25 protein-coding genes and 1 pseudogene are annotated in these 23,903 nt (G+C 61.4%); 15 read left to right on the top strand and 11 right to left on the bottom strand.

The window, feature by feature from the left end:
• Positions 1-2 precede the first annotated feature (2 nt).
• Positions 3-353 carry a hypothetical protein gene (locus tag ACLM42_RS00985; protein WP_415399450.1) on the top strand — a complete coding sequence of 117 codons (351 nt, stop codon included), beginning with the start codon at positions 3-5 and terminating at the stop codon, positions 351-353.
• Here the strand turns inward: ACLM42_RS00985 and ACLM42_RS00980 are convergent.
• Complete coding sequence (locus ACLM42_RS00980) at positions 334-1,203, bottom strand: EamA family transporter (RefSeq protein ID WP_415399449.1); 870 nt, start codon at positions 1,201-1,203, stop codon at positions 334-336. The genes ACLM42_RS00985 and ACLM42_RS00980 overlap by 20 nt on opposite strands.
• Positions 1,204-1,256: 53 nt before the next feature.
• Between ACLM42_RS00980 and ACLM42_RS00975 the strand changes: the two genes are divergently transcribed.
• From ACLM42_RS00975 to ACLM42_RS00950, 6 genes are all read left to right on the top strand, one after another.
• A complete protein-coding gene (locus ACLM42_RS00975; RefSeq protein WP_247911755.1) occupies positions 1,257-1,862 on the top strand; it encodes a phycobiliprotein lyase in 606 nt (201 codons plus the stop codon).
• A 99-nt stretch (positions 1,863-1,961) separates the two neighbouring features.
• The gene (locus tag ACLM42_RS00970; protein ID WP_247911756.1) at positions 1,962-2,720 is read left to right on the top strand and encodes a phycobilisome rod-core linker polypeptide; all 759 of its coding nucleotides are present in this window, start codon (positions 1,962-1,964) and stop codon (positions 2,718-2,720) included.
• Positions 2,721-2,873: 153 nt separating this feature from the next.
• On the top strand, positions 2,874-3,938 hold the full coding sequence (locus tag ACLM42_RS00965) for a DUF4912 domain-containing protein (protein ID WP_415399448.1): 1,065 nt from the start codon (positions 2,874-2,876) through the stop codon (positions 3,936-3,938).
• Between the two features lie 13 nt (positions 3,939-3,951).
• Positions 3,952-4,125 carry a hypothetical protein gene (locus tag ACLM42_RS00960; protein ID WP_415399447.1) on the top strand — a complete coding sequence of 58 codons (174 nt, stop codon included), beginning with the start codon at positions 3,952-3,954 and terminating at the stop codon, positions 4,123-4,125.
• A 44-nt stretch (positions 4,126-4,169) separates the two neighbouring features.
• Entirely contained in the window at positions 4,170-5,579 is a 1,410-nt protein-coding gene (locus ACLM42_RS00955; protein WP_415399446.1) for a phospholipase D-like domain-containing protein, read from the top strand.
• Between the two features lie 343 nt (positions 5,580-5,922).
• Complete coding sequence (locus ACLM42_RS00950) at positions 5,923-6,306, top strand: hypothetical protein (RefSeq protein WP_415399445.1); 384 nt, start codon at positions 5,923-5,925, stop codon at positions 6,304-6,306.
• Between the two features lie 181 nt (positions 6,307-6,487).
• Here the strand turns inward: ACLM42_RS00950 and ACLM42_RS00945 are convergent, their stop codons facing one another.
• Positions 6,488-6,799: a hypothetical protein gene (locus tag ACLM42_RS00945; RefSeq protein WP_415399444.1), complete on the bottom strand. Its 312-nt coding sequence runs from the start codon at positions 6,797-6,799 to the stop codon at positions 6,488-6,490.
• 99 nt (positions 6,800-6,898) lie between these two features.
• Between ACLM42_RS00945 and ACLM42_RS00940 the strand changes: the two are divergent.
• Positions 6,899-7,135, top strand: a pseudogene (locus tag ACLM42_RS00940) (phospholipase D-like domain-containing protein); the annotation flags it as partial.
• Here the strand turns inward: ACLM42_RS00940 and ACLM42_RS00935 are convergent.
• The 3 genes from ACLM42_RS00935 to ACLM42_RS00925 all read right to left on the bottom strand — a co-directional run bounded on the left by ACLM42_RS00935 (position 7,132) and on the right by ACLM42_RS00925 (position 9,206).
• Positions 7,132-8,010: a LysR substrate-binding domain-containing protein gene (locus tag ACLM42_RS00935; RefSeq protein ID WP_415399443.1), complete on the bottom strand. Its 879-nt coding sequence runs from the start codon at positions 8,008-8,010 to the stop codon at positions 7,132-7,134. The pseudogene ACLM42_RS00940 and the gene ACLM42_RS00935 sit on opposite strands and share 4 nt — an antisense overlap.
• 7 nt (positions 8,011-8,017) lie before the next feature.
• Entirely contained in the window at positions 8,018-8,887 is an 870-nt protein-coding gene (locus ACLM42_RS00930) for a hypothetical protein (RefSeq protein WP_415399442.1), read from the bottom strand.
• 145 nt (positions 8,888-9,032) lie between these two features.
• On the bottom strand, positions 9,033-9,206 hold the full coding sequence (locus ACLM42_RS00925) for a hypothetical protein (protein ID WP_247911762.1): 174 nt from the start codon (positions 9,204-9,206) through the stop codon (positions 9,033-9,035).
• A 396-nt stretch (positions 9,207-9,602) separates the two neighbouring features.
• On the opposite strand from ACLM42_RS00925, the gene ACLM42_RS00920 reads away from it, so the two are divergent.
• The 3 genes from ACLM42_RS00920 (at position 9,603) to ACLM42_RS00910 (ending at position 11,917) form a co-directional block, all read left to right on the top strand.
• Positions 9,603-9,728, top strand: a complete 126-nt coding sequence (locus ACLM42_RS00920; protein WP_256463431.1) for a hypothetical protein — start codon at positions 9,603-9,605, stop codon at positions 9,726-9,728.
• A 54-nt stretch (positions 9,729-9,782) separates the two neighbouring features.
• The gene (locus ACLM42_RS00915) at positions 9,783-10,211 is read left to right on the top strand and encodes a hypothetical protein (protein ID WP_247911763.1); all 429 of its coding nucleotides are present in this window, start codon (positions 9,783-9,785) and stop codon (positions 10,209-10,211) included.
• A gap of 65 nt (positions 10,212-10,276) precedes the next feature.
• Positions 10,277-11,917 carry an alpha-D-glucose phosphate-specific phosphoglucomutase gene (locus ACLM42_RS00910; RefSeq protein ID WP_415399441.1) on the top strand — a complete coding sequence of 547 codons (1,641 nt, stop codon included), beginning with the start codon at positions 10,277-10,279 and terminating at the stop codon, positions 11,915-11,917.
• 6 nt (positions 11,918-11,923) lie between these two features.
• Here the strand turns inward: ACLM42_RS00910 and ACLM42_RS00905 are convergent, their stop codons facing one another.
• Together ACLM42_RS00905 and ACLM42_RS00900 are read right to left on the bottom strand one after the other, a co-directional pair.
• Positions 11,924-15,187 (bottom strand): efflux RND transporter permease subunit, encoded by a 3,264-nt coding sequence (locus ACLM42_RS00905; protein ID WP_415399440.1) that lies wholly within the window; start codon positions 15,185-15,187, stop codon positions 11,924-11,926.
• Positions 15,188-15,199: 12 nt separating this feature from the next.
• Positions 15,200-16,321, bottom strand: coding sequence for an efflux RND transporter periplasmic adaptor subunit (locus ACLM42_RS00900; protein WP_415399439.1), 1,122 nt, complete (start codon positions 16,319-16,321; stop codon positions 15,200-15,202).
• 86 nt (positions 16,322-16,407) lie between these two features.
• Between ACLM42_RS00900 and ACLM42_RS00895 the strand changes: the two genes are divergently transcribed.
• A complete protein-coding gene (locus ACLM42_RS00895; protein WP_415399438.1) occupies positions 16,408-18,591 on the top strand; it encodes an AAA family ATPase in 2,184 nt (727 codons plus the stop codon).
• Between the two features lie 59 nt (positions 18,592-18,650).
• Here ACLM42_RS00895 and ACLM42_RS00890 read toward each other — a convergent pair whose 3' ends face one another.
• Both ACLM42_RS00890 and ACLM42_RS00885 read right to left on the bottom strand, forming a co-directional pair.
• Positions 18,651-19,331, bottom strand: a complete 681-nt coding sequence (locus ACLM42_RS00890; RefSeq protein WP_247911973.1) for an alpha/beta hydrolase — start codon at positions 19,329-19,331, stop codon at positions 18,651-18,653.
• 100 nt (positions 19,332-19,431) lie between these two features.
• Positions 19,432-20,067, bottom strand: coding sequence for a 4'-phosphopantetheinyl transferase family protein (locus ACLM42_RS00885; protein ID WP_415399437.1), 636 nt, complete (start codon positions 20,065-20,067; stop codon positions 19,432-19,434).
• A gap of 37 nt (positions 20,068-20,104) precedes the next feature.
• On the opposite strand from ACLM42_RS00885, the gene bcp reads away from it, so the two are divergent.
• On the top strand, positions 20,105-20,572 hold the full coding sequence (gene bcp / locus ACLM42_RS00880; RefSeq protein WP_415399436.1) for a thioredoxin-dependent thiol peroxidase: 468 nt from the start codon (positions 20,105-20,107) through the stop codon (positions 20,570-20,572).
• Here bcp and ACLM42_RS00875 read toward each other — a convergent pair.
• Complete coding sequence (locus tag ACLM42_RS00875) at positions 20,565-21,224, bottom strand: type III pantothenate kinase (RefSeq protein WP_415399435.1); 660 nt, start codon at positions 21,222-21,224, stop codon at positions 20,565-20,567. The genes bcp and ACLM42_RS00875 overlap by 8 nt on opposite strands.
• A complete protein-coding gene (locus tag ACLM42_RS00870) occupies positions 21,225-21,962 on the bottom strand; it encodes a phosphoadenylyl-sulfate reductase (protein WP_415399434.1) in 738 nt (245 codons plus the stop codon).
• Positions 21,963-22,029: 67 nt separating this feature from the next.
• Here ACLM42_RS00870 and ACLM42_RS00865 point away from each other — a divergent pair, with 67 nt between their 5' ends.
• Both ACLM42_RS00865 and ACLM42_RS00860 read left to right on the top strand, forming a co-directional pair.
• Complete coding sequence (locus tag ACLM42_RS00865; RefSeq protein WP_415399433.1) at positions 22,030-23,229, top strand: NAD(P)/FAD-dependent oxidoreductase; 1,200 nt, start codon at positions 22,030-22,032, stop codon at positions 23,227-23,229.
• Positions 23,226-23,891 (top strand): HAD-IA family hydrolase, encoded by a 666-nt coding sequence (locus ACLM42_RS00860; RefSeq protein ID WP_247911773.1) that lies wholly within the window; start codon positions 23,226-23,228, stop codon positions 23,889-23,891. Before ACLM42_RS00865 ends, ACLM42_RS00860 begins: the two co-directional genes overlap by 4 nt.
• Positions 23,892-23,903 lie beyond the last annotated feature (12 nt).

The following is a 23,903-nucleotide window of genomic DNA, read 5'->3' as shown; positions in this document are numbered from 1 at the left end:
TCGTGCTGAGCGAACAGGACCTAAGCGAACTGGAGAGCACCCTGCTCCCCGCCCTCGAGCGTCATCACCTACGCCTGCTGGCCCATAGCCTGCGCTGCTTGCAACAGGCTGCCGCCCAGGGGGAAGACCTACCGGAAGGAATCAGGCTTAGCGCCTGGGCTGAACGTCAGCCCAACCTTGCGGTGGATCCCACCTTTATTCCTGTGCTGGTGGAGCAGTTGGGCAAGGCCTCAGTCCAACTCGCGAGCATTGGCAACGACCTCGGCAAACCGCCGCTGCAGCTCGAGATCACCGATCTGGTGCGCTGGGGACAACAGAAAGCGGATGACCGGCTTAAGCCACCACACAACTGACACCAGCCAGGCCCAGCAGGGCCGCAAAGACGCCGCGCCATCCGGGATGGTCGCCCTCGAGGGAAGCAAGCGGAAGGGCCATCACCGGGGCCGTCGCCAGCAGAGCCACCGCCAACGCCCCCGGTAGATGCAGCAGGGCGGTTTGTTGCAGAGAAATCCCGGCGGTGGTCCCTAGCAAGGTGGCGAGCACCCCGAGCGGCCAGCGCCGCCGCAGTGGCCTTGGACCCTGGGGGCGACGCAGCAGGGATGGCAGGAGCGGCAGCAGCACCAGCGCCGCCGCCAAGAGTCGTAGGGCCGCTGCGTGCAGGGGATCAATCGCGCCAGAACGCAACGCCGCCCGGGCCAGCACGGCCCCACCACTGCCGCAGGCCAAGGCCCCCAGGGCCAGGGCGACGCCCAACCCCCAGTCCCCTGAGCGAGGAGACGTGGAGTCGTGTCCTGCCACCAGCCAGAGGGCGGCGGTGATCAGGGCAATCCCGAGCCATTGCAGCGGGTTAGGGCGCTCCGCCAGGGCCGCCATCCCCAAGAGCGCCGTCACCGCAGGGCCTCCGGCATCGAGGGTCAAGGTGCGGCGGGTGCCAATCCGGCGCAGGGCCGCAAAGAACAGGCTGTCGCCGATGGCGATCCCCAAAACGCCACTGGCAGCCAGCAGCAGCAAAGCCTGGGGCTCATGCCAAAGAGCAGCAGCACCGGATGCGCCCAGCAAAGGGAGCAACAACAGGAGAGCAAGGCCATTTTTCAGCAGATTGAGCTGACTGGCGCTCAAGGCCGTGGGCAGCCGCCTCCAGACGCTGCTGGCGAGGGTCCAGCAGAGGGCACCAGCCAGGGCCGCCAGGACTCCGCTGAGCACAGCTGCAATGGACGACTACGGCTTGCGATCATCGCTACAACTGTTCCGGCGCCGTGACCCTTGCAATCGAGGATGCCCTCAGCTTTTTCCAGCTGAGCTGCGGCCGCTGGCGCTCCCAACGGAGCGTCCATCACCTGTTGCACCGACGCGCCGAGGCCGGTGGATCGCTCATCGTGGTGGAAGAGCTGGAGCGCAGCGACAAGCGACTCGCCGAGATCGCGGCACTCCACGGCCAGGATCCCGCCGGCCTTGTGGGGGGCTGCTGGGTGCGCTGGAGCGCATCGATGGCCTGGGACAAAGCCGGTGAGGACCACACCGGCGAAAGCCTGTTTGGCCTCATCCCCACGGATGAACGCGGCCGGTCGGGAATCTTGCTGCGCGATCAGGGGTATGCGGAGAAGGCCCCTGCCAGCTCTGATTTTTCGATGGACGAGCACAACGGCCTACTTCTGAGCACCGGGTACGAAACGATGAACGTCTGGGAGCGCTTCTCGTTTGCGGGCCCCAATGTGCGCGTCCGCAGCAGCACCGTTGAGGGACTCTCAAACAACGCTTCGTTCTGCGTGGAAATTCGATGCGACGTTGAGGCGGCCCCCAAACAAGGGTCGAGCCATGTCAAGCAGGAGCCTTTGGGAGCGATCTCTCCCCTGGGCTGGTGAGTCCTCAGGAACGTTACGGACTGTGATCCCTCGCCTCCCGCGGGCAGTGTCTGAAACGACACCACGCTTAGGGTCACTGGGTTGGATTGCGAAGCTCGAGTGGCCATCCCTCTTCTGGAGTACGCCCCCACTACTCAAAACAACAGGGTCGCTCCCATCCGAGTGAACTCCGACGAGACGGTGCGCGCGAATTCAATGGAATTCGCCACCGATAGCGAGAACTGCAAAACCGTTATCGATAGCGCCTACCGCCAGGTTTTCTTCCACGCCTTCAAGTCAGACCGCAATCCATACCTGGAATCCCAGCTCAAGAACGGGCAGATCACGGTTCGCGACTTCGTCCGCGGCCTGTGTCTCTCTGACACCTTCAAGCGCAGCTTCTATGGGATGAACAGCAATTACAAGGTGGTTCAGCACCTTGTAGAGAAATTGCTGGGCCGCAAAACCCACGGAAAATCTGAGGAAATCGCCTGGTCCATCGTGATCGCCACCCGCGGCGTCGAAGGCCTGGTCGACACGATCCTCGACAGCGAGGAGTACCTCGACAATTTCGGCTACCACTGTGTTCCCCACCAGCGCGCCCGGGTTCTGCCCGGCCGCGAGCTCGGCGAAACCCCGTTCAACATCACCAGCCCTCGCTACGACGAGTACTACAGGGGAATCCTGGGCTTCCCGCAGATCGTCTACACCGGCACGGCAAAGAGCGTTCCTGCACGCGCCAAGCAACGTCGTGGTGGGTACATCCAGGACTACACCGATTGGGTGCGTTCGATGCCGGCAGCGCGTGGTGCGAGCCCCCGCGGCGGCACCGACATCGACTACCTCTCCAAGGTCCCCTACCGCAGCGTTGGCCGCTGATTCGCGGTCCCAGACTTCAAAAGCGGCGGTCCATCCGCCGCTTTTTTTGTGTTTCAACACCGAAGCCAGTCACGGGATCCTGACCCCGACTGCCGATTCCCTTTGGGATCAGGGAGAGTGAAGTCACTGATCCCGAAAGGATTCCGAACAGCTGTGACGCAAGCCCTGTCTTCACTGGCACGCATGACCCTGCGCCAACTGCGGCAGGTGGCCAGCGAACTGGGTGTGACGCTCTACAGCCGTAAAACCAAAGCTCAATTGGTCGATGCCATCGGCGAACGCCAGGCCGACATCAGCAGCGTCGAGGAAGAGCACAGCCCCCCGCCCAAAACCATCGATGTCACGCGGGTGGTATTCCTGCCTCGCGATCCCCAGTGGGCCTACGTCTTCTGGGAAATCTCTGAGGGGGATCGCAAGCAGGCGTTTAAGGACGGAGCCAGCCAACTGTGCTTGCGGGTCGCCGATGTCACCGGTGTGAGCGGTGGTGGCGTGCACCCACACACCCTGCAGGAAGTTCCGGTCGATAGCCATGCGACAGAGTGGTATCTGCCAGTCCCCCTCAGTGATCGCGACTACCGCGTCGAACTGGGCTATCGGCTGACCGCTGGCGGCTGGATTTCCCTGGCCTATTCATCGGTTGCGCGGGTCCCTGCGCTCCATCCCAGCGAGCAAATCCTCGATCAGTTCGTTCCGTTCTCCCTCGACGCCCCCGTGGACTCAGCCGACGCTGCTGGGATCAGCACCCAACCGGCGATGAGTCCCGACAGTGGGCTGCACGAGCGGCTCTACCAAACCGCGACAAGCTTCGGGCGCTCGATGGGACGCGGGTCAGAAGCCTTCCACGAGCTCGGCGGCGACAGCAGCGCTGGTCTCAATGCTTCGGGTGCCGGCCTCTGGGCCAGCGGCCGCAATGAATCTGGCAGCGGCATCGTTGGTCAACGCAAGCGCGCCTTCTGGCTCGTCGCTGATGCCGAGTTGATCGTCTACGGAGCTACCGATCCCTCCGCACGTCTGAGCATCGGTGGAGAGGAGGTTCCCCTCTCCAGTGACGGAACCTTCCGCGTCCAGGTGCCCTTCCGTGATGGTGAGCAGGTTTATGCGATCGAGGCGATCGCTGCAGACGGCGAACAAAAGCGGAATATCACCTTGAATTTCGATCGCAGCACACCTGAAGACAACAGCAACCCCAGCGATCAAGCTGTGGCCGAGTGGTTCTGATCACCAATCTGAGATGAAAGCCGTTGTCGCCTTCACCCCTCTGGCTGGAGCCGTTCTCCTGCCCATCGCCGTTCCTCTGCTGATGGTCAAGGTGAGCCTTGGCGCAGGGGTCTTGGCAGCGGTGGGCCTCAGCAGCCTCTGGTTCGGATCGATGCTGCTGACCTCGGAAATGCCCGAACACGGCTGAGTCCAGAGGGGAACACTGGCGCAAGATCCGTCTTGCCTGCCCCGATGACGCACAGGCCCAGTCTGAGAGGGTTGCTGGCTCTGACCTTTCTCCTGCAGAGCTGCAGCAGCGCCGGTCAGCTGATCGGAGCAGAGCGCGCCCCTGTACTTCCGCAGCACCCGCAGATCAGGGCCGCCTTCAACCAACGGGAGGACCGCGGATACATCAGCCCGATCAGCGGCCAGTGGCGACCGGGGGACAACCTCGAAGCGCTGATCCTGGAAGCAATCCACTCAGCCCGCTCCGAAGTTCTCGTCGCGGTCCAGGAACTCTCCTTACCGGCCATCGCCAAGGCCCTAGCCCAACAGCACCATCGAGGGATCCAAGTGAAGGTGGTGCTCGAGCACCTCTACAGCCAACCCTGGAGTGAGGAGCATGACGCGGGACTCACGCCCCATCAGCGGCAGCGAAAAAGACAGCTCAGCGCTTTAGCCGACCGGAACGCAGACGGGCACCTCTCGGAAGGCGAACGGCAGCAAGGGGATGCCGTCGGCATCCTTCTGCGCGCGGGGGTACCGCTGATCGATGACACAGCCGATGGCAGCAAAGGCAGCGGGCTGATGCACAGCAAATACCTGGTGGTCGATGGTCAGATCGTGATCACGGGATCCGCCAACTTCACGGCCTCGGGGATCCATGGGGATCCGGGCGCACCGCAAACCCGAGGCAACACCAACCATCTGCTGCAGATCGAGAGCCCAGCGCTGGCCGCACTCTTCCGCCAGGACTTTGAGCGGATGTGGGGGGACGGCCCTGGGGGAAGAAATGACAGTCGCTTTGGTCTAGGCAAAGGGCAGAGAGCTGCTCAGCTTGTCCGGGTTGGCGACACCGAAATCGCGATTCTTTTTGCTCCCCATCGCCGCAATGACCCACGCAACGGCCTAGCCCTGATTGCGGCCGAGCTGGCGGAGGCAAAGGAACAAATCGATCTCGCCCTGTTTGTTTTCTCCGCCCAGTCACTCACCAACCAACTGGCCTCTCAGCTGCAGAAACAAGTGCGTCTGCGGCTGGTGGCGGATCCGGGCTTTGCCAGCCGGCCTTTTTCTGAAGTCCTGGATCTGCTGGGGGTGGCGATGGCCGACCGCGACTGCAGGATCGAGCGGGGCAACCAACCGCTCCAACGGGGAGCCGAAGGGGTTGGAACGCCGCAGCTAGCCCGCGGCGACAAGCTGCATCACAAGTTCGCCGTGATCGATCGCAAGACCGTCATCACCGGCAGCTTCAACTGGAGCCCGAGTGCTGCCCATCAAAACGATGAGGTGCTGCTGGTGATCCGCTCACCGCAGGTCGCTGCCCACTTCACCCAAGAGATGGATCGTCTCTGGCGCAGTGCCGATCTGGGCATCACCGAACGATTGCGGCGCAAGCTCGAACGCAACCGCCAGCGCTGCGGCAGTGGGATCGAGCGGAGTTAAGCCGGGGCGAGAGGCACTGAGTGGCTCAGGGAGTGGCTTCTGAGGGGCTGAGAACGCAGATTCACGCCACTCGTTTCACTGAGAGCTGGATGCAATTGCTGACTTAGATGCAAAAACGCCCAGGCTCACCAAACAAGATTGCGTTGCTGGGGGAGCGACCACGGCAACCAACCCACATCTGACGAATGAGATAGAGGTGGCTAGCTCAAGCCCGCATTGGAGTACAGGGGGAGGCGAGGAGCTGGCACGTGGTGACTGCGAGTGGAAGCCGGACAAAAATCTATGATGGCGGGGAGAGATTCGGGAGGATACTGATATAATCCCATTAAGTGTCGGCACCTCCATGAAAAGGCTTCTAGCGGTTTCTTCCGCAGCGATTTACTTTTTCGTGACAGCTTATTCGGCAGAGGCAAAGCCGAAGAAAGAGAACATAATGTACACAACCTCGTACACTTACGAATTTAAAGAAGAAAAAGACGTATCAGGATGTATCACCAGGGCTACTGTCGCCCTCACGAAACATGGACTTAGCAACGGACTCAAGACCGATACTAATGAAGACGGAAGGTTTGGTTACGTATACGGCTGGAGCGCTGATAGCACCGCAACAGCAGAGATAGATTGCGACATGGACGAAAAAGAATCAAACCTTGCATTCTCGCGCTATTCCGACGAGCCGGAGGCTACCTGGGAGATGTGGAAGAGGCTCAGAGATGCCAAGTGGTAATTGGATCGCCTCTGGCGCAGTGCCGATCTTGGCATCACCGAACGATTGCGGCGCAAGCTGGAACGCAACCGCCAGCGCTGCGGCAGTGGGATTGAGCGGGATTAAGGCGTGGGCTCAGAAGGACTGAGTGGCTCACAGAGTACCAAGAGAACGATCCCGTGAGCCTTAACAACAAAACGGGCTAGCTAGCCATACCCGAGTTCATAGCCCACAAACCAATCCCAATTAGGGAAACGGAAATCACAAACGTTGCCGCACCAATGCCAAGACCGATGAAAGCCAAGACTCTCTTCTTTGAAGAAGAGAAGAGTGGGGGGATACCAAGTACGCAACCAAGAAGGCTGACAAATATTTGAAAGATCACAGCCACTCCGACAACGCCGTCAGGAGCGTCTACAGCCCCGAGCGCCAACCAGACAAAAACCAAAAGCACGCTCACCGAAGACACGGAAAGCGAAGCAATTGCCAGAGCAGAGTGCCCAGAGCGTTCCATCAAGCTAAAGTCGCTGCAGTTAAATATAAGTGTTTGCACGCAGAGAAGCCGCTAATCTTTACAAGGACCTAGGCGGCACTTCCGAGTCACAAGCAAAGAAAGTTCGCCGTGATCGATCGCAAGACCGTCATCACCGGCAGCTTCAACTGGAGCCCGAGTGCTGCCCATCAAAACGATGAGGTGCTGCTGGTGATCCGCTCACCGCAGGTCGCTGCCCACTTCACCCAAGAGATGGATCGTCTCTGGCGCAGTGCCGATCTGGGCATCACCGAACGATTGCGGCGCAAGCTCGAACGCAACCGCCAGCGCTGCGGCAGTGGGATCGAGCGGAATTAAGCCGGCAGGATCTCGAGCTCGGGATAGGCAGGGGCCATCTCCACCAACCGCTGACGCAGGTGAGCCACGAGGGCCAGGAAGCGCGGGTGATCGGCAAACCGACGCGGTACGACCACGCTGTCACCCACGGTGAGGGGGATCTCAATCGGCAAAATCACCTGCTGCACCGGAAAGAGCTTGATCGAAAATGCTGAGGCATAACCGACCGTGACCTCATCAGCGGTTCGTCCTTCCCAAGCCTCGTAGGAGTAACGGCGCACCGCTGTGGGGGAATTCCATAAACCCAATCCCTCGAGCGCAGCCTGGCATTGAGGGGAGGCTCCATCAGGCAAAGCCAGGCACGGGAATTGGCGAACATCTTCCAGAGTGACCGCTTCACCCAAGCGCGTTAAAGGGTGACCTGGAGACACCACCAAGTGAGTGGGCAATCGATCCAGGTGCACAACGGCGAAGTCGACGTCATCGTCATCTGGAACATCTGGAAACCCGCCGATCCAAACATCGATAACACCATGCCTCAATAAATTCAAGGGAACAGCAACATCAAGGAAATCAAAGGCACCACATAACCATCCCTGCGGTGGCTGATCGAGCAATAACGGACCGGAATAATATTGGGCATCAATGCGCAGGGGAAGGTCCCGTTTCCAGCGGCAGTCTTGATGCACCTGCCGCTCCAAGTTCAGCAGGGTGGGATCGCCAACGACATCCCATTCTCCAGCTGATTTGTTGACATCCAAGCCGAATGCAGCAACAGCACGACGGGCTTTCCGAGACACCGAAGCTTGATCCAAGTTGAGCCGCTTGGCCACCCGATCGCCGGTGCGCAACCAGATCAAGTAGTCGAGGCAATCCAACTCATCGAGACCAATCATTGGCGTCTCAGCAGGACTCCAAAGCCGGCCGTGATGTGGACAGGAGCTGAGCACGCTCACGCAGCTGAACCACGAGCTGCTGAAAGACCTCGCTGTCAGCAAAACGGCGTTTGACCACCAGAGAATCCCCCAAGATCAGCCCCGTCGAAAGCGGCAACGGAACCTTGGCCCCGGCAAAACAGGCAACGGTATGGGGTGACCCGTAGCTGATGGTGAGCTGATCCTCGGTACGACCCTCCCAATGGCGGGGCTGATGCCGCGTCGCGCCTACAGGCCTGCGCTCCAGCCCCAAGCCCTTCAGATGCTGCTGCATCTTGGGGAACGCTCCATCAGGGAGCGAAAGAACAGGAAATTCCTGCAAGTCCTCGACCGCCAGATCACCCTGATGCTCAAGAAGAGGGTGACAGCGATCCACCAAGAAGTAGGCCGGATAACGGCTGAGGTGAACGACAGCGAAGTCATCGTCATCCCCTGGGAGATCGGGGTAGCAACCAATCCACACATCCAAGATGGACTCTCGAAGCAGAGCCATGGGATAGGTGATGCCCATGAAGTCAGAGCGGCCGCAGACCCAAGGTCCAGACAACCCATCGAAATAGGGAGAGCCAGCCCCATAGATGCCGTCAATCCGCAACCCCTGGCCCCGTTCCCAGCGATAAAGCTGATGCACTTCACGCTCGGCATCCAACAGCGAGGCATCACCGGCCAGAGTCCACTCCCCTTCGAGCTTGCGTGCATCCAGCTTCAGGAAGTCAGCAACAGATCTGGCGTTGCGAGAAATGGTGGCTTGATTACAGGCCAAGCGATTCGTCGCTTCCTGACCCGATCGCAACCAGATCAAATAATCGAGACAGGACAGACGGAACGGGTCAAACATGACTTGCCGCGCTCGAACTCATCAATGCCGCTAGCGACAGCATGTAGATGCATATAGATCATCTCCCGCCCAGAGATCGCCCCAGACCAACTCGGGGGCACCTGCAACAAAGGTATGGATCCCGCTTTTTGGAGACAGACGCCCGTTACCGGCGCGTCCAGCGCCAAAGGCCCCAAAGGGCCAACACCAAGACCATCCACGGCAGCAGGGCCCGCAGCATCAGCGCCGCCAGCGCCAAGGCAAGCGCTGAGAAGGCAACACGCTTGGTCAAGGCCTTGGCCTCATCGGTCATGAAGCGCCAGCGCGGCAGAAGAGGCATTGCTCCCACAGCAAAGGAGCCTCCCTTCTAGCCAGCAGGCATGAGGAAGGGCGGCCTGTTGGCCGCCCTTGGCACCCGAGCGCCCGAACAAGGGCGTCCTATTGGTGTCTGTTGCTGTTCTAAGGGCGGTCAGGTCAGGCCGCCATAAGTAAAACAACCGGATTTTCCAAGCCCTGAGCAATAAAAAAGACGCTGGTCCCCCAGCGCCTTCATCCCCCCATCCCCATCGGAGATAGGCACAAGTTACGGAGGCGATCTGAGCCGCGCTATCGGTATAAACACCGGTATTCAATTCACTGGAAGAAGAGTTTCTTCCAACTGTTGAAACCAAACCAGAGCTTTTGAGCCCCAACCAACGGCACCGCGTTATTTGAGGGTGACCCCGCTGCTGAGGGAATGCGGATCCAACGCAAAGGGCACTATGTGCTGCTGTGCTGGCAGAGCAAGCAGGACGGATGGATCAACACCCTGATGATTGATCTGTTGCATCCCCTGCGCAGCAAAAAACTGCTTCTGGGATAAGCGAGCTCCAAGCGCGCGTTTCGATCCAAGATGGATGCCAGAGAGCTCCACTCCATGGTGTCCCTGCGTCAGCTGCTGTTCGTCCCCGTCGCCGCTGCTGCAGTGCTCAACGCTGGCCCAGGGCTGACGGCTGATCCTTACGTCCCCTTTCCCAGCGAAGACAGCCTGAGGGAGCTGCAGCTGATCACCATCGCCTGCGCCCGAGACAACACCGCCGCAAGCTGCTCGAAGTCACGAGATCTGGCCGATCCGCTGATGGATCATCCCCGTCTTCCCGCCAGCTGCAAGGACCTGCTCTGGACCATCCTCCAAGATGCCCAGCCCGCCACCACGAACAGTTACGAGCGAAGGGAAGCCTTAAGCGATCCCGCGCAACGGTTGCTTTTGGTCTGCCGAAGCATGGAACTGGCCAAGCCCGACGCCCAACAGCCCCAAGCCCCTGACAACAAGAAAAAGAGTGGGTTTGGCTTTGGCGGCAGCTAGTTACTGAGCAACACCTCTGGAATCAGGAACATCGGTCTAACTTGGTGCCCCCTCGGCTCTCACCGATGACCAGCGGCGTGCGGCAGATCGCTCTCGAGACCCCCTTCTCCGATCAAAAACCGGGCACCTCAGGTCTGCGCAAGAGCAGCCGTCAATTCGCCACTCCCCACTACCTCGAGAGCTTCATCGAGGCGATTCTGCGCACCGTCCCTGGGGTCAAAGGCAGCACTCTGGTGGTGGGCGGTGACGGCCGCTTCGGCAACCGTGAGGCCATCGGCGTGATCACCCGCATGGCCGCTGCCCATGGGGTGGGCCGGATCATCACCACCACTGGCGGCATCCTCTCCACCCCTGCCGCCTCCAACCTGATCCGCCAGCACCAGGCCACCGCAGGGATCATCCTCTCGGCCAGCCACAACCCCGGCGGACCCGACGGTGATTTCGGGGTCAAGGTCAACGGCTCCAACGGCGGCCCCGCCCCGGAATCGCTCACCGACGCGATCTATGCCTGCTCCCAAACCCTCGACGGCTACAGGATCCTTGAGTCAGCCGAGGTCAACCTCGATGCCGCCGGCCAGCAGACCGTGGGCGATCTCAGCCTGGAGGTGATTGATGGGGTCGATGACTACATCACCCTGATGCAGAAGTTGTTCGACTTCGATCAGATCAAGGCACTGATCCAAGACGACTTCCCGATCGCCTTCGACGCCATGCACGCCGTCACGGGCCCCTATGCCACCCGGCTGCTGGAGGGTCTACTGGGTGCGCCGGCTGGAACCGTCCGCAACGGCCAGCCCCTCGAGGACTTCGGTGGTGGGCACCCCGACCCCAACCTCACCTATGCGCACGACCTCGCCGAGCTGTTGATGGACAGCGACGCCTTTCGCTTCGGCGCCGCCTGCGATGGCGATGGGGACCGGAACATGATCCTGGGCAACCGCTGTTTCGTGAACCCTAGTGACAGCCTGGCGGTGCTGACGGCCAACGCCACCCTGGCTCCTGGGTATTCCCAGGGGCTCTCTGGCGTGGCCCGGTCGATGCCCACCAGCGCTGCTGTGGACGTGGTCGCTAAAGAGCTCGGCATCGAGTGCTTTGAGACCCCAACCGGCTGGAAGTTCTTCGGCAACCTGCTGGATGCAGGGCGCATCACCCTCTGCGGCGAGGAGAGCTTCGGCACCGGCAGCAACCACATCCGCGAAAAAGATGGGCTTTGGGCTGTTCTGTTCTGGCTGCAAATCCTGGCGCGCAAGCGCTGCTCGGTGGCCGAGATCATGGACGACCACTGGAAGCGCTTCGGACGGCACTACTACTCGCGCCACGACTATGAAGCGATCGCCAGCGAGAAGGCCCATGGCCTCTACGACCGCCTCAAGGGAATGCTTCCCTCACTGGTGGGCCAGGACTTCGCCGGCCGCCGCATCAGCACGGCCGATGACTTCAGCTACAGCGATCCCGTGGATGGCTCCTTGACCACCGGCCAGGGCCTACGGATCCTGCTCGATGACGGCAGCCGCGTCGTCTTCCGCCTCTCCGGCACCGGCACCCAAGGAGCCACCCTGCGTCTCTACCTCGAGAGCTATGTACCCAGCAGCGGCGATCTCGGCCAAGACCCGCAGGCCGCGCTGGCGGACTTGATCGCAGCTGCCGATAGCCTCGCGGAAATCAAGACCCGCACGGGCATGGATCGCCCCACCGTGATCACCTGATCGGCTCTAGCCCCGAGCCGCCTGAGAGCCAAACCAGCGCTCCTCCAGGTTTTTGATCGCGACATAGAACGGCGGCACGACGCCAAGGGAGAGCACCGTGGCGACCAACAGACCGCCGAAGATGACGGTGCCAAGCGATTGTTGACTGTTGGCACCGGCTGTTGTGGCCACAACCAAAGGGAAGAACCCCGCCAAAGAAGCAATGGCGGTCATCAAGATCGGCCGCATCCTGGACTCAGCCGCAGCGATGGCCGCTTCGCCGTAGGACATCCCCGATTCGAGGTGCTGCTCAGCCACCTCGACAATCAGGATGCCATTCTTCGCGGCCAAACCAATCAAGGTCACCAAGCCCACTTGGGCATAGATGTTGAGATCAATCGAGCGCAGCGAGAGGAAGGCCAAGGCGCCCAACATCGCCAGGGGCACGGTCATCAAGATGATCACCGGGGTGACATAGCTCTCGTACTGCGCCGACAGCACGAGATACACAAACAAAATCCCGAGGCCAAAGACCAACACACTGGCACTGCCGGCCGAGAGCTGCAGCGCCGCAATCCCCGTGAAGGCATAGCCGATGTTGTTGAAATCCAGGGCCTTGAATTGCTGTTGAATAGCCGTCAAGGCCTGACCGGAACTCTTGCCCAAGGCTTGAACACCCTGAATCAAGACCGTTCGGTATAGGTTGTAATGACTGATGACTGGCGGGGCACTGGAGAGTTCAGAGGACGCGAACTCTGAGACCTGGACCAACTTGTTGTCGCGGTTGCGGACGTAGTAGCTCAGGATGTTCTCCAGCCCTTGGCGGCCAGATGGCTCGGCCTGGACATAGATGTTGCGCACCTGACCGCTCTCGTAGGTCAGACCTGAATAGTTACCCCCTGCCATGACGGCGATCGTTTGCATCGCCTGCTGAAAATCGACATTGAGCGCACCCAGAATCGAACGATCAATCTTCAGACCAAAGGCTGGAGCGCTGGGAACGAACTGGGTATAGAGGTTGGCGTAGTCGCCACTGGCCTGCCCCTGGCTCACCAGCTGTTCCGCCAGTTGATCCAACTGGGTGAATGTATAGGCACCGTTGCTGAGATCGTTGAACTGGAAATAGAAGCCCCCCTGAGCAGAGAACCCTGGAATGGCTGGAGGCTGAGAGGCGGCAGCTAAGCCACTGCTGAAACGGGACAACTTGGCATTCAACCGATCGACGATCGCGGGTGCTTTGTTTTGGGAGCCAGAGCGCTCATCCAATGGCTTCAGACCAAAAAAGAACAAACCTTGATCAGGGCTATTGCCGTTGAACCCAGCCCCGCTGATCACACTGGCGGCGGTGATGTTCTTCTCCTGTTTGAGAACCTCGGCGATCTGCATGCCCACCTGTTGGGTTTGAGAGAGAGAGGCTCCGTTCTGCAGCTGGAAAATCCCCAAGCCATAGCCCTGATCCTCCTCAGGGATGAACGCCGTTGGCAGCGCGTTGAAGGCGATCGCTGTGGTGACAATCCCAGCCCCCAAGCTCATCAAAATCCAACGCCGGCGTTCAATTAGCCAGTGAAGTAAACGGCCATAGCCCTGCTCTAAGCGAGCAAAAAAAGCATTGAAGCGATCAAAAATCAATGCCAGTCGACTGCCGGCAAAGCCAAACCCTGCAATCCCCACCACATAGGCCAGGGGGCCAAAGGAGGCGGCACTGAATTTGCCAAAGCCAAGGCCAATCACCAGCCCCGCCACGGTCCAACGCCAACCTTCGGGACGGGGAGGCTTCTCAGTCTTCAAAATCAGGCCCGCCATCATCGGCGAGAAGGTCAGGGCGTTGAACGTCGAGATCGCAATCGAGAACGCAATCGTTAAGGCGAACTGCTTGTAGATGATGCCGATACCGCCTGGGTAGAAGGCCACCGGCACAAACACCGCCATCAGCACCAGCGACGACGCAATGATCGCTCCGATCAACTCGCCCATACACTCCAGGGCGGCCTGCCGCGGCTTCATCCCCTGTTCCAGGTTTTTGGCCACCGCTTCGATCACGACAATCGCGTCATCCACCACCAAGCCGGTGGCCAAGACCAAGCCGAGCAAGGTGAGCTGATTGATCGAGAAGCCAAAGGCCTTCATGAAGGCAAAGGTCCCCACCAAAGAGATGGGAATCGCCAGGCTCGGAACCACCGTGGCGCGCCAGTCCTGCAAGAACAGAAACAGGATCACGAGCACCAGCACAATGGCCAGACCCAAGGCGTCGGTCACCCCACCAACCGCCGACTCAATGAACTGACCGACGTTGTAGATCTGCTGAACCGTCACCCCCGGGGGAACCTGAGCACGGAACTGCTCCATCAGGTTCACCACCGCCTCGCTCACCTGCAAGGCGTTGCTATCCGGGGTCTGATAGACGCCAACCGTGATCGCGGGGTAGCCATGGATATCACTCCCCTGCGTCGCAAACGTGTTGAATCCATAGGTCGCTTCACCGACATCTTGCAATCGCAGCAGATTGCCCTGGGGAGAGCGACCGACGATCAATTGGTTGAGCTGGTCAACCGAGACCAAGTTGCCGTTGTCCTCCACCAAGATCGGATAGGTGAAGAGCTGGTTGCCACCGGCCGGTGGGCCACCCACCAAGCCACCAATCGCCACCGCGTTCTGACTGCGTACGGCACTGACCACTTGGTCGGCAGTCAACTGATTGGCGGTGAGCTTGTTGGGATCGACGAATAGCCAAAAGGCTGGATTACTCCCACCGAAGAGGGTCGCTTGGGCAACCCCAGGGATGCGCTCGAGTTGGTAGTAGAGCTGCTCGTAAATCAGCCCATTGAGGTAGGCACGATCGAACTGCCCCTCAGACGACGACACCTGGTAGGCCAGCAGAATCGAAGGGGTGGTTTGAATCACCGAGACCCCGGTGCTGCTCACCTGCGATGGGAGCTGGGGCATCGCCAAGGACACCCGGTTTTGCACATTGACCTGGTCAATGTTGATGTCAGTTCCCTCGTCAAAAAAGACGTTGACCGTGCTGGCACCGGTGTTGGTCGTCACCGAGGAGATGTAGGCCGCCCCCGGCACCCCGTTGATCTGCTGTTCCAAGACGTTGGTCACCGCCTGTTCGGTCACCAGGGAGTTCGCACCCCCGTAGTTGGCACTCACCTGAATCTGAGGTGGCGCAATGTTGGGCAGGTTTTCAATCGGCAGGGTGGGGATCGCAATGACTCCCACCAGAACGATCAAGATGCTGCACACCGTGGTGAGCACCGGGCGCTTGATAAATCGATCCGAAAGCGACATCGCGGGCGTTCCCTAGGGCTTGCTCGCCGGAGCGATGGTCACCGGTAGACCCGTCCGCAGCAGGGCGGTGTTACTCACCACCACCTGTTCCCCCGCCTTTAAACCCGAGCGCACGGGGTAGCGGTTGTGCTGGAGATCGCCGAGTTGAACCAAGGTCTGGACAACGATCGGTGTCGAGCCCGGCATGGAGGCCAGGCGTTTTTTCTGTTTTTCAGGAACGGTGCTGGACGCTTTGATCTTGGCCAAGGCCTCCGAAAGACGAACGATCCGGTAGACGAAGGGCTGCTGGGCTTGCATCAACACCGCCGAGACCGGCACCGAGAGGGCCTGCTGACGGCCGGTAATGATCCGGTTCAAGACGTATTGCCCTGTCTTGAGCTTGCCGGTGAGGTTTGGGAACGCCGCCTTGACCAAAACCGTGTTGGGTGACGAGGTGCTCCCACTGACTCCGAAATAGGGAGAGATGAACACCACCTTCCCGCTCCCCTCCACCGGCGGGTTGCCCTGGGTGCGAAGCAGAACGTCCTGATTCAGCGCCACGCGAGACGCTTCGGTCGCCGGAACGTCCATCAGCGTCCAAAGGGTGGAGTTATCAACGATCCCGGTAATCGCCTGCCCCTTCCGGACGTAGTCGCCCAGCTTCACCGTGTCGAGATCGCCGATCTCCCCATCGATGGGTGAGGTGACGTACTTGTATCCCAAGGTGGCGGCATCAGAGCGCACCCGGTCCGCACTTTGAATCGCCTGGGTGACGTAGGCATCCCGCTGTTTTGTAGAAACAGCGCCCTGTTCATTCAAAAAGATGTAGCGCTCGGCGTTGAGCTTGTCCTTGCGCGCCTCGGCCTTCGCGGAGTCCAGGGCCGCCGTCTGCTGCACGTTGTCGAGCACCAGAATCGGCTCCCCCGCTTTCACCTTCTGGCCCTGCTTCACCAGGATCTTCACCACCCGACCATCGGCCTCGGGCCGAAGCGAGACATCCGTGGTGGAGCTCAGGCGGCTGATGACGTCAATCGAGGGATTGAACTCAGCCGTGCCAATCGTTTGAACCTGAACCGCCGTGGGCTGGCGCTGTTGCTTGGGGCCGCATCCGACCAAGAGCAACAGCAATGGCAGGGGAACCAACAGGCGCCGCACGATGGTGACCCAGGAATTCGCAACCTAGGGACCCTGAAGCGTTCTGGCCCGCGGATGATGGAGATCGACACCCCATTCGGCGCGGCGTGAGCGATCTCTTCAGCCATCACGGTGAGCAGCTGCGCCAGCACCATGCCCCCCTGGCCGATCGCCTCAGGCCAAAAAGCCTCGACGACTTTCAAGGCCAGGAGGAGATCCTGGGCCCCGGTCGGCTCCTGCGGCGTGCCATCACCGCTGACCGCGTTGGCAACTTGATTTTTTACGGCCCGCCGGGGGTCGGCAAAACCACCTTGGCCCGGATCATTGCCGCCACAACCCGAGCCCACTTCAGCAGCTTGAACGCTGTACTCGCTGGCGTGAAAGACCTGCGCCATGAAGTCGATGAAGCCAAGCGACGGCTCGATCAGCACGGCCTACGCAGCTTGCTCTTTATCGATGAGGTGCATCGCTTCAACAGTGCACAACAGGATGCCCTTTTGCCCTGGGTCGAGAACGGAACGGTCACCCTGATCGGAGCCACGACCGAAAACCCATTTTTTGAAGTCAACAAGGCCCTTGTCAGCCGCTCAAGGCTGTTTCGGCTTCAGCCCCTCCAGAACAAGCACCTGCACCAGCTTCTCGAGCGGGCACTCCGAGACACCGAGCGGGGCTATGGAGAACGCCCGGTCCAGATCAGTGCCGAGGCCGCCGAGCACCTGGTGGACGTGGCCGGCGGCGATGCCCGCAGCCTGCTCAATGCCCTTGAGCTGGCGGTGGAGACGACAGAGCCTGATGACAACGGTCAGATCGCCATCACGCTGGAGATCGCCGAAGAGTCGATTCAGCAACGGGCGGTTCTCTACGACAAACAAGGGGATGCCCATTTCGACACCATCAGTGCCTTCATCAAGTCCCTGCGCGGCAGCGACCCCGATGCAGCCCTGTTTTGGCTGGCCAAAATGGTCGAGGCGGGGGAGAACCCCCGCTTCATCTTCCGGCGGATGCTGATTTCAGCTGGGGAAGACATCGGGTTAGCCGATCCCCAAGCCGTTGTTGTGGTGGAAGCCTGCGCCGCGGCCTTCGAGCGGGTCGGGTTACCCGAGGGGCTCTATCCCTTGGCCCAGGCGGCGCTCTATCTGGCCTCCACGGAAAAGAGCAACAGCCTGCTCGGTTTTTTTGACGCCCTCAAAAATGTCAAAGCCAGCAACCGCCAGGCCGTCCCCGCCCACCTTCGCGATGCCAACCGCGATGGCAAAGCCTTTGGCGATGGGGTGGGCTACCGCTATCCCCATGCCTACGCCGAGCACTGGGTCGCCCAGCAGTACCTCCCCAGCGATCTTCAAGGGCAGGTCTTCTGGCAACCCGGAACCCTGGGTTGGGAAGGGGAACGCCGCCAACGGCTGCAGCAACGGCGGGCCGCCCAACTCGCCGCGGCCGTTGAGCATCAACAGGAACTGGGCGAGATGCTCAGCAGCGGTCCCGATGACCCCGAGCTCGAGCGCTGGATCCAACGACAATCCGGCAGCGAGGGGGAACGCCTCGATCGCTTACGCCAGGAGCTCTGGAGCCAGGCGACTTGGCAGCGGCATGACCGGGTCTTGGTGCTCGAGGCCCGCTCCTTGCTCTGGGCCCTCGATCCCTTGCAACGCTGCCCCGAAGGTGGCGTGGTGATCCAAGCGGCCAGCGCCGCTGATCAGACACGACTTGGCACCCAACTGGAAGTGCTCGACAGCTTGGATCGCCCCCGTCTGATTCAAGAGCTCAGCGAACTGGAGGGCAGTGGCCAGCGCTTCGAATGGATCGCCAGCCGGCATCCGTTGAAGCAATGCAGCGACGAGGATCTCCAAGCCACTGTTGCCAGCTTCACAGCTCTGGCGGCCCCCAAAGCCCAACTGCGCCTGCTCTTCAGCCAGCCGAAACTCGGCCCGGCCGCCGGATTGAGGCAGGGCAGCACACCCCCAGAAGACCTTGCGGCCCTGCTGGAGCGGGTGATGGTGATCGAGCAGGAGATGCTCGCCCCGACCCCCGACCCCGCAGCCCTCGAGGTGGCACTGACTCAGCAGGGCTGGAGGCTGGAATGGAAAACCTGGGAGGAGCGACTGGAACTGCCGGTCAACGAAAACCTAGTGACGCGTTGGTTTGCAGCAGATGCCCCTTACCTCCAGCACCTCAGCAACCACCTCAGCCGCGCTGAAATCGATCGACTCTCGGCGGCTCTCAAACAGCGCCTGAAGGGAAAAATCCCGCAAGTTCTGCAGCATCAACTCCTGATCGCTCGACGTTCGGCCTAAGACGACAAAAAAGCCCCGGCATTGCCGGGGCTTTGGAGTGGATCAAACGATCCGCTGGATCACCAGAGACCGCGAACGGGCTGCTTCACCGGCTCGGGTGCTTCAGCGGTGTAAGCCGCAATGCAAGCCGGGGTGTTCATGTACCAGCTGAGCAGCGAGGTGGCCTGCTGGCTGTTCTCGATGCTGTTCACATCACAGACCTTCATCGAGCCCTGGAGGCGCTGGTCGGTGGGGAGCTGCTTCATCATCCCGTAGCTCGACAGCTTGCCGTCGGCAGAGTCGAGGATGATGGCGCTACGCACGGCCTGCAGGCTGTTCTGCTGGCTGTAGTAGGGGGTGTAGTTGTTCTCCTGAATGCTCTCTTTCAGGAACTGCTCACCCTTGGGGGAATACAGGAAGCGAGCCACTGCGGCCACATCCACGTCGTATTCCTGCTGGAGACCAGCCTGAAGCTGATCTTTCGACCAACCGGACAGGTTGGAGAGGTTGCGAGGAACGGGGTTGTCGATCACCTCAGAACCGCCCAGGGGCAGCAGGGTGTTGGAGCGAACGAAACCGTTGCTCACCGTCCGGGCGGTCTGGGTGGGAAGACCGGAAGGCTGAATGAAAGTCGGAGCGCCAAAGCCGACGCCGGACTGATCAGAATTGATGGTGGTTGGGCCGTTCTGAGGGATGGCCTGCGCAGACAGACCTGCCATCAGGAAACCAACGCCAGCCAAGGGAAGGAGTGCCTTGCGCATGGGTTTGCAGAGGAAGACATCCCCGGTATGGCGAGCCAACGGACACGCAACACAGCAACTCTGGTTTGTTTTAAGAATCGGCTGCGTAAAAAAAACAACTTCAGCTGAACTTGCCCCACTGAACCTGATCGGCTCCATCCCCAACCACTCCGCAGAGCCAGCCACAGGACTCCAGGCATAAGGAGGTCGGCCTCAGGCCCCGTTGCAGATGGATCAACTCCTGCTGGGTGTCATCCCAATACCAATGGCGCAACTCCTCTGCGATGGAGGCGGCCATCCACTTAATGGCGGCCTCCTTGCGCACCCAGCTGCGCAAGACCTGCAGGCGACGAGCCTCCGCTGGCAATGCCAGCAGCGCCTGGGTTTCAGCAGTCGGGAAGAAGCGCTGGGCCAACAGTTCTGCCTGCAACGCACGCTCACGGCGCTCTAGATCCACCCCCACGGCCCAGGGGGACCAGGCCAGCAACAGTTGCTCTCCGCTATGGCTGATGCTCACAAACCCCCAGCCCGCAGCCAGGCGTGGTGCTTGCGACGGAGGACTGTGCAGCGGCACGGAGTCAGCAGACACCTCAAACAAGGAGGCCAGGCGCGCGCGCAACTGTTGACGGGTGGCCCGGTAACGCGGCTGAAGCGCCGTCGGCAAGTCGTCGCACCACTGCTGCTCTTGGGCAGAGAGGCTGGCCCCACAGGGCTGCTCCAAAGGGGAGAGCCACAGCAGGGGCGCCGCTGCCGGCATGCCTTCTAGGCTCCCGCGAGTTGAACCCTCACCCCCCATGGCCCTGCAGGTCGGAGACGTCGCACCGGAATTCAGCCTGCCCGATCAAAGCGGCACCAGCGTCAGCCTCAGCAGCTTCCGCGGTCAGCGCGTGGTCATCTACTTCTATCCCAAGGACGACACCCCGGGGTGCACCAAGGAAGCCTGCAACTTCCGTGATCAGTGGGCCAGCTTCGAGAAGCACGGCATCGCGGTGCTGGGGATCAGCAAGGACGGCGCCACCAGCCACAGCAAATTCATCAGCAAGTACGACTTGCCCTTCACCCTGCTCAGCGACGCCGAGCCCTGCGCCGTGGCCGAAAGCTATGGCAGCTACGGCCTCAAAAAATTCATGGGCCGCGAGTACATGGGGATGATGCGCCACACCTTTGTGGTGGATGCCGAGGGCAAGATCGAGAAGGCCTACCTCAAGGTCAAGGCAGCCTCGATGGCGGATGACATCCTTCAGGACCTCGGCCTCAGCTGAGCTGATCCAGGGCCTCCAAACACAGATTGGAGGCCTCCACAACTCTGCTCTCCTTCAACCAGGGGGCCAGGCGCGGGGCGTCGCCACCGGTCAGCCACAGGGTGCAACCGCCGACGAGCTGATCCATCCCCTGCTTCACCGCACCAACCATCGCCTGCAGGCAGCCCACTTCCATCGCCGCGGCGGTCTCCTTCGGCCAGGGCGGCAAGGTCTGGCCTGAGCAATCAAGCGGATGGGTCTCTGGCAACTGCGCGGTCCCCTGATGCAGGCTGCGCAATTGCAACGCCAAGCCGGCACTCAAACGGCCGCCGGCGAAGGTTCCATGGGCATCCACCAGGGTGAGGCTCAAGGTCGTACCGGCATCGACGACCAAGACCGCGTCCTGCTGCTGCCGCCAAGCCCACCAGCCCGCTAGAGCCCGATCAATCCCAAGCCAAGGCGGAGCACCAGCCAAGGGGACCTGCTCCAACTGCAGCCGCTGCCCCGCGGGCAAGGCCAGGGCGGAGGGAATGGAGCCCACCGCCGCCCAAGCCCGTAGCGGCGGAACACGCCAGGGTGGCTGTGGGGGCGCCGTATCCCAACAGCGCAGCCCAGAAGGCGAGGGCTCCGCCCAGTGCCACCGGCTGTTGCCCACTAGCAACAGCTCGGCCACTTAGATGCCCTCGCCAGCCATCCCAGGCAGGTGAATGCCGCATTCCTGCTTCAAACCGCCGAAGCGGGTGGCCCGTCCGCTGGTGCTGCCGTCATCCGGGGCACTGGAATGCCAGTCGCCCACCGTGGAATAGCCCTTGTCAAACAGAGGGTGCTGGGGCAGGTCGTTCTCCTGCATGTAATAGAAGACATCGCGATTGTTCCAATCCAACAGCGGGCGCAGGGCCCAACGGCCACGGACGAGCTGGACGGGATCCATCGCTTTGCGGTGGTCGGTCTGACCGCCGCGGACGCCACTGGCCCAGCAGCTGACATCCAAGTCATTCAGGGCCCGGTCCAGGGGCTCCACCTTGCGAATGCGGTGGTAGGCCTCCAGGTCCTCCACCTGCCCGGTTTCCCACAAGCGGCCATGGAGTGCCTCCATCCGAGCGGGGCTCATGGAGGACTGGGCGACGTGGAGCTTCAGGCCAAGCCGCTCCACCAGGGCCTGGGAGTACTGATAGGTCTCGGGGGGCAAATACCCCGTATCCACCCAAATCACCGGAACCTGGCGATCCAACTGGCTGACCAGGTGCAGCGAGACCGCGGCCTGAATGCCAAAGCTGGTGGTGAGCGCGAAGCCGTCACCGAAGGTCTCAAGTCCCCAACGCATACGCTCCAGCGCACTCAAGGACCGCAGCTGCTCACAGGCCTGCTGCGTGTCGAAGCCGGGTGCGGAGGGGGAGGCAGACGTCGTCATTGCACCATCTTCCAATGTGGGGGGAGATGGTTAGGGTTCGGCCTGATCTTCTTCTCCACCGTCTGCCGTGCCCCCATCCGAGGTTGAGCCCGCAGCTGTTGTGGTGATCGGCGGTGGGTTTGGTGGACTCAACACCGCTTTGCAACTGGCGGCCTCCGCTGAGCACCCCTCGGTGGTGCTGCTGGAGCCCCGCGAGCATTTTCTGTTCCTTCCTCTGCTCTATGAACTGCTCAGCGGTGAGCTGAAGCGCTGGGAGATCGCCCCCCGCTACCGGGAGCTGCTGGCGGGCTCCGGCGTGGTCTGGATTCAAGAGAGGGCCAGCCGCATCGATCGCACCAGCCGCACCATCACGACGGACAGCGGACGCCAGCTGCCCTACAGCAGCGCTGTGATCGCCAGTGGAGGCCAACTGGAGACCTATGGAATTCCTGGGGTGCGCGAGCACGCCATTGGATTTCGCAATCTTGAGGATGTCGAGCAGATCCAGGGCTGGATCCAACAACTCAAAGGCAAGCAATCGCCCCTCCAACGCATTGGAATCGTGGGGGCCGGCGCCAGCGGCGTGGAGCTGGCCTGCAAACTCGCGGATCTGCTCGCGGGCAGCGCCATCGTCGAACTGGTGGAGCAAGGCCCAGAGTTGCTGCCGATGGCCAAGGCCTTCAATCGCGAACAGGCCCGTAAGGCTCTGCAGGAACGGGACATCCGGCTGCGCACCAACACCCGGGTCGCCTCCGTCGAGGCCCATGGACTGCAGCTGCAGCGTCTAGACGATGGGACCAACAGCCTCGAATCGCTGCGCTGCGATGGGGTGATCTGGACCGCCGGCTTAGCCGCCAGCGTCCCGGAACTGCAGCCCCCCCTGCCCCTCGACCCACGGGGCCGGCTGCGCTGCGAACCCTCCCTCCGGGTGGAAGGGAGCGACGAGCTGTTCGTGCTGGGGGATGCCGCGGCCTGCCCGGATCACAGCGGTGAACATCCGAACGGTGCGCTGTATCCCGCCAATGCCCAGGTGGCTTATCAGCAGGCCAGTTGCATCGCCCGCAACCTGCAACGCCTGCGCATCGGAGCTCCCCTGGACGCCTTCGTCTGGAACGACCTGGGAGAAATGATGGGTCTGGGAATCGGTCAAGCCAGCCTGACTGGCATGGGAATCACCCTTGCCGGCCCTGCGGCTTTCCAACTGCGGCGCCTGGCCTATCTGGCGCGGATGCCCGGCCTGCCCCAACAGCTGAAGGTGGCTGGCGGCTGGCTCGCGAACTGGTTGTGAGCGCTCCCCTACCCCAGCCCAGCGGCCTGCTGCTTGACGCCATGGGCACGCTGATTGGCCTGCGGCAGTCAGTCGGCGAGAGCTACGCCGCCATCGCCCAGGACTTCGACCTGGAGATCGCCCCCGAGGCGATCAACCGGGTCTTTGCGGGCCTGTTTCGCCAGGCGCCTGAGCTGGCTTTTCCCGAGCTCAGCGGTGAGGCCCTGAGCCAGGCGGAAGAGCGCTGGTGGACCGATTTGGTCGCCCAGGTGTTCCAAGCTTGCGGCCAGACGGAGCCGCTGCCTGAAGGTTTAGGCACAGCCCTGTTTCAGCACTTCGCCAAAGCCGAACCCTGGCTGGTCTACCCGGATGTGGCCGAGAACCTGCAGCGCTGGAAGCAGCGGGGCCTCAAGCTGGCGGTGGTCAGCAACTTTGACCAGCGCCTGCTGGCGCTACTGGAGGCACTGGAGCTCAGCCCGCTGCTCGATGCGGTGGTGGTGTCATCGGTGGTCGGGGCCGCCAAGCCCAGTCCCCTGCCGCTGCAAGCGGCACTCCAGCAACTCGGACTCAAGGCCAATCAGGTCTGGCACATCGGCGACAGCCCTGAGGATCAGGCCAGTGCGGCGGCCGCGGGGATTAGCTGCCTGCTGATCAAGCGCAAGAAACCGAACGGCACCCCTTGAAGCAATCCGCGC

Origin of the sequence: Synechococcus sp. W4D4 (genome assembly GCF_047716805.1) — a bacterium.
Lineage (GTDB): Bacteria > Cyanobacteriota > Cyanobacteriia > PCC-6307 > Cyanobiaceae > Vulcanococcus.
This window is presented reverse-complemented; position numbering and strand designations above follow the sequence as displayed.

Bases quoted from the DNA above. Each gene is read 5' to 3' on its own strand.
- ACLM42_RS00930 (WP_415399442.1), bottom strand. From the start codon at position 8,887: ATGTTTGACCCGTTCCGTCTGTCCTGTCTCGATTATTTGATCTGGTTG.
- ACLM42_RS00955 (WP_415399446.1), top strand. From the start codon at position 4,170: ATGACGCACAGGCCCAGTCTGAGAGGGTTGCTGGCTCTGACCTTTCTC.
- ACLM42_RS00910 (WP_415399441.1), top strand. From the start codon at position 10,277: ATGACCAGCGGCGTGCGGCAGATCGCTCTCGAGACCCCCTTCTCCGAT.
- ACLM42_RS00920 (WP_256463431.1), top strand. From the start codon at position 9,603: ATGCGGATCCAACGCAAAGGGCACTATGTGCTGCTGTGCTGGCAGAGC.
- ACLM42_RS00945 (WP_415399444.1), bottom strand. From the start codon at position 6,799: ATGGAACGCTCTGGGCACTCTGCTCTGGCAATTGCTTCGCTTTCCGTG.
- bcp (WP_415399436.1), top strand. From the start codon at position 20,105: ATGGCCCTGCAGGTCGGAGACGTCGCACCGGAATTCAGCCTGCCCGAT.
- ACLM42_RS00870 (WP_415399434.1), bottom strand. From the start codon at position 21,962: ATGACGACGTCTGCCTCCCCCTCCGCACCCGGCTTCGACACGCAGCAG.
- ACLM42_RS00915 (WP_247911763.1), top strand. From the start codon at position 9,783: ATGGTGTCCCTGCGTCAGCTGCTGTTCGTCCCCGTCGCCGCTGCTGCA.
- ACLM42_RS00925 (WP_247911762.1), bottom strand. From the start codon at position 9,206: ATGCCTCTTCTGCCGCGCTGGCGCTTCATGACCGATGAGGCCAAGGCC.
- ACLM42_RS00935 (WP_415399443.1), bottom strand. From the start codon at position 8,010: ATGATTGGTCTCGATGAGTTGGATTGCCTCGACTACTTGATCTGGTTG.
- ACLM42_RS00950 (WP_415399445.1), top strand. From the start codon at position 5,923: ATGAAAAGGCTTCTAGCGGTTTCTTCCGCAGCGATTTACTTTTTCGTG.
- ACLM42_RS00885 (WP_415399437.1), bottom strand. From the start codon at position 20,067: ATGCCGGCAGCGGCGCCCCTGCTGTGGCTCTCCCCTTTGGAGCAGCCC.
- ACLM42_RS00960 (WP_415399447.1), top strand. From the start codon at position 3,952: ATGAAAGCCGTTGTCGCCTTCACCCCTCTGGCTGGAGCCGTTCTCCTG.
- ACLM42_RS00890 (WP_247911973.1), bottom strand. From the start codon at position 19,331: ATGCGCAAGGCACTCCTTCCCTTGGCTGGCGTTGGTTTCCTGATGGCA.
- ACLM42_RS00905 (WP_415399440.1), bottom strand. From the start codon at position 15,187: ATGTCGCTTTCGGATCGATTTATCAAGCGCCCGGTGCTCACCACGGTG.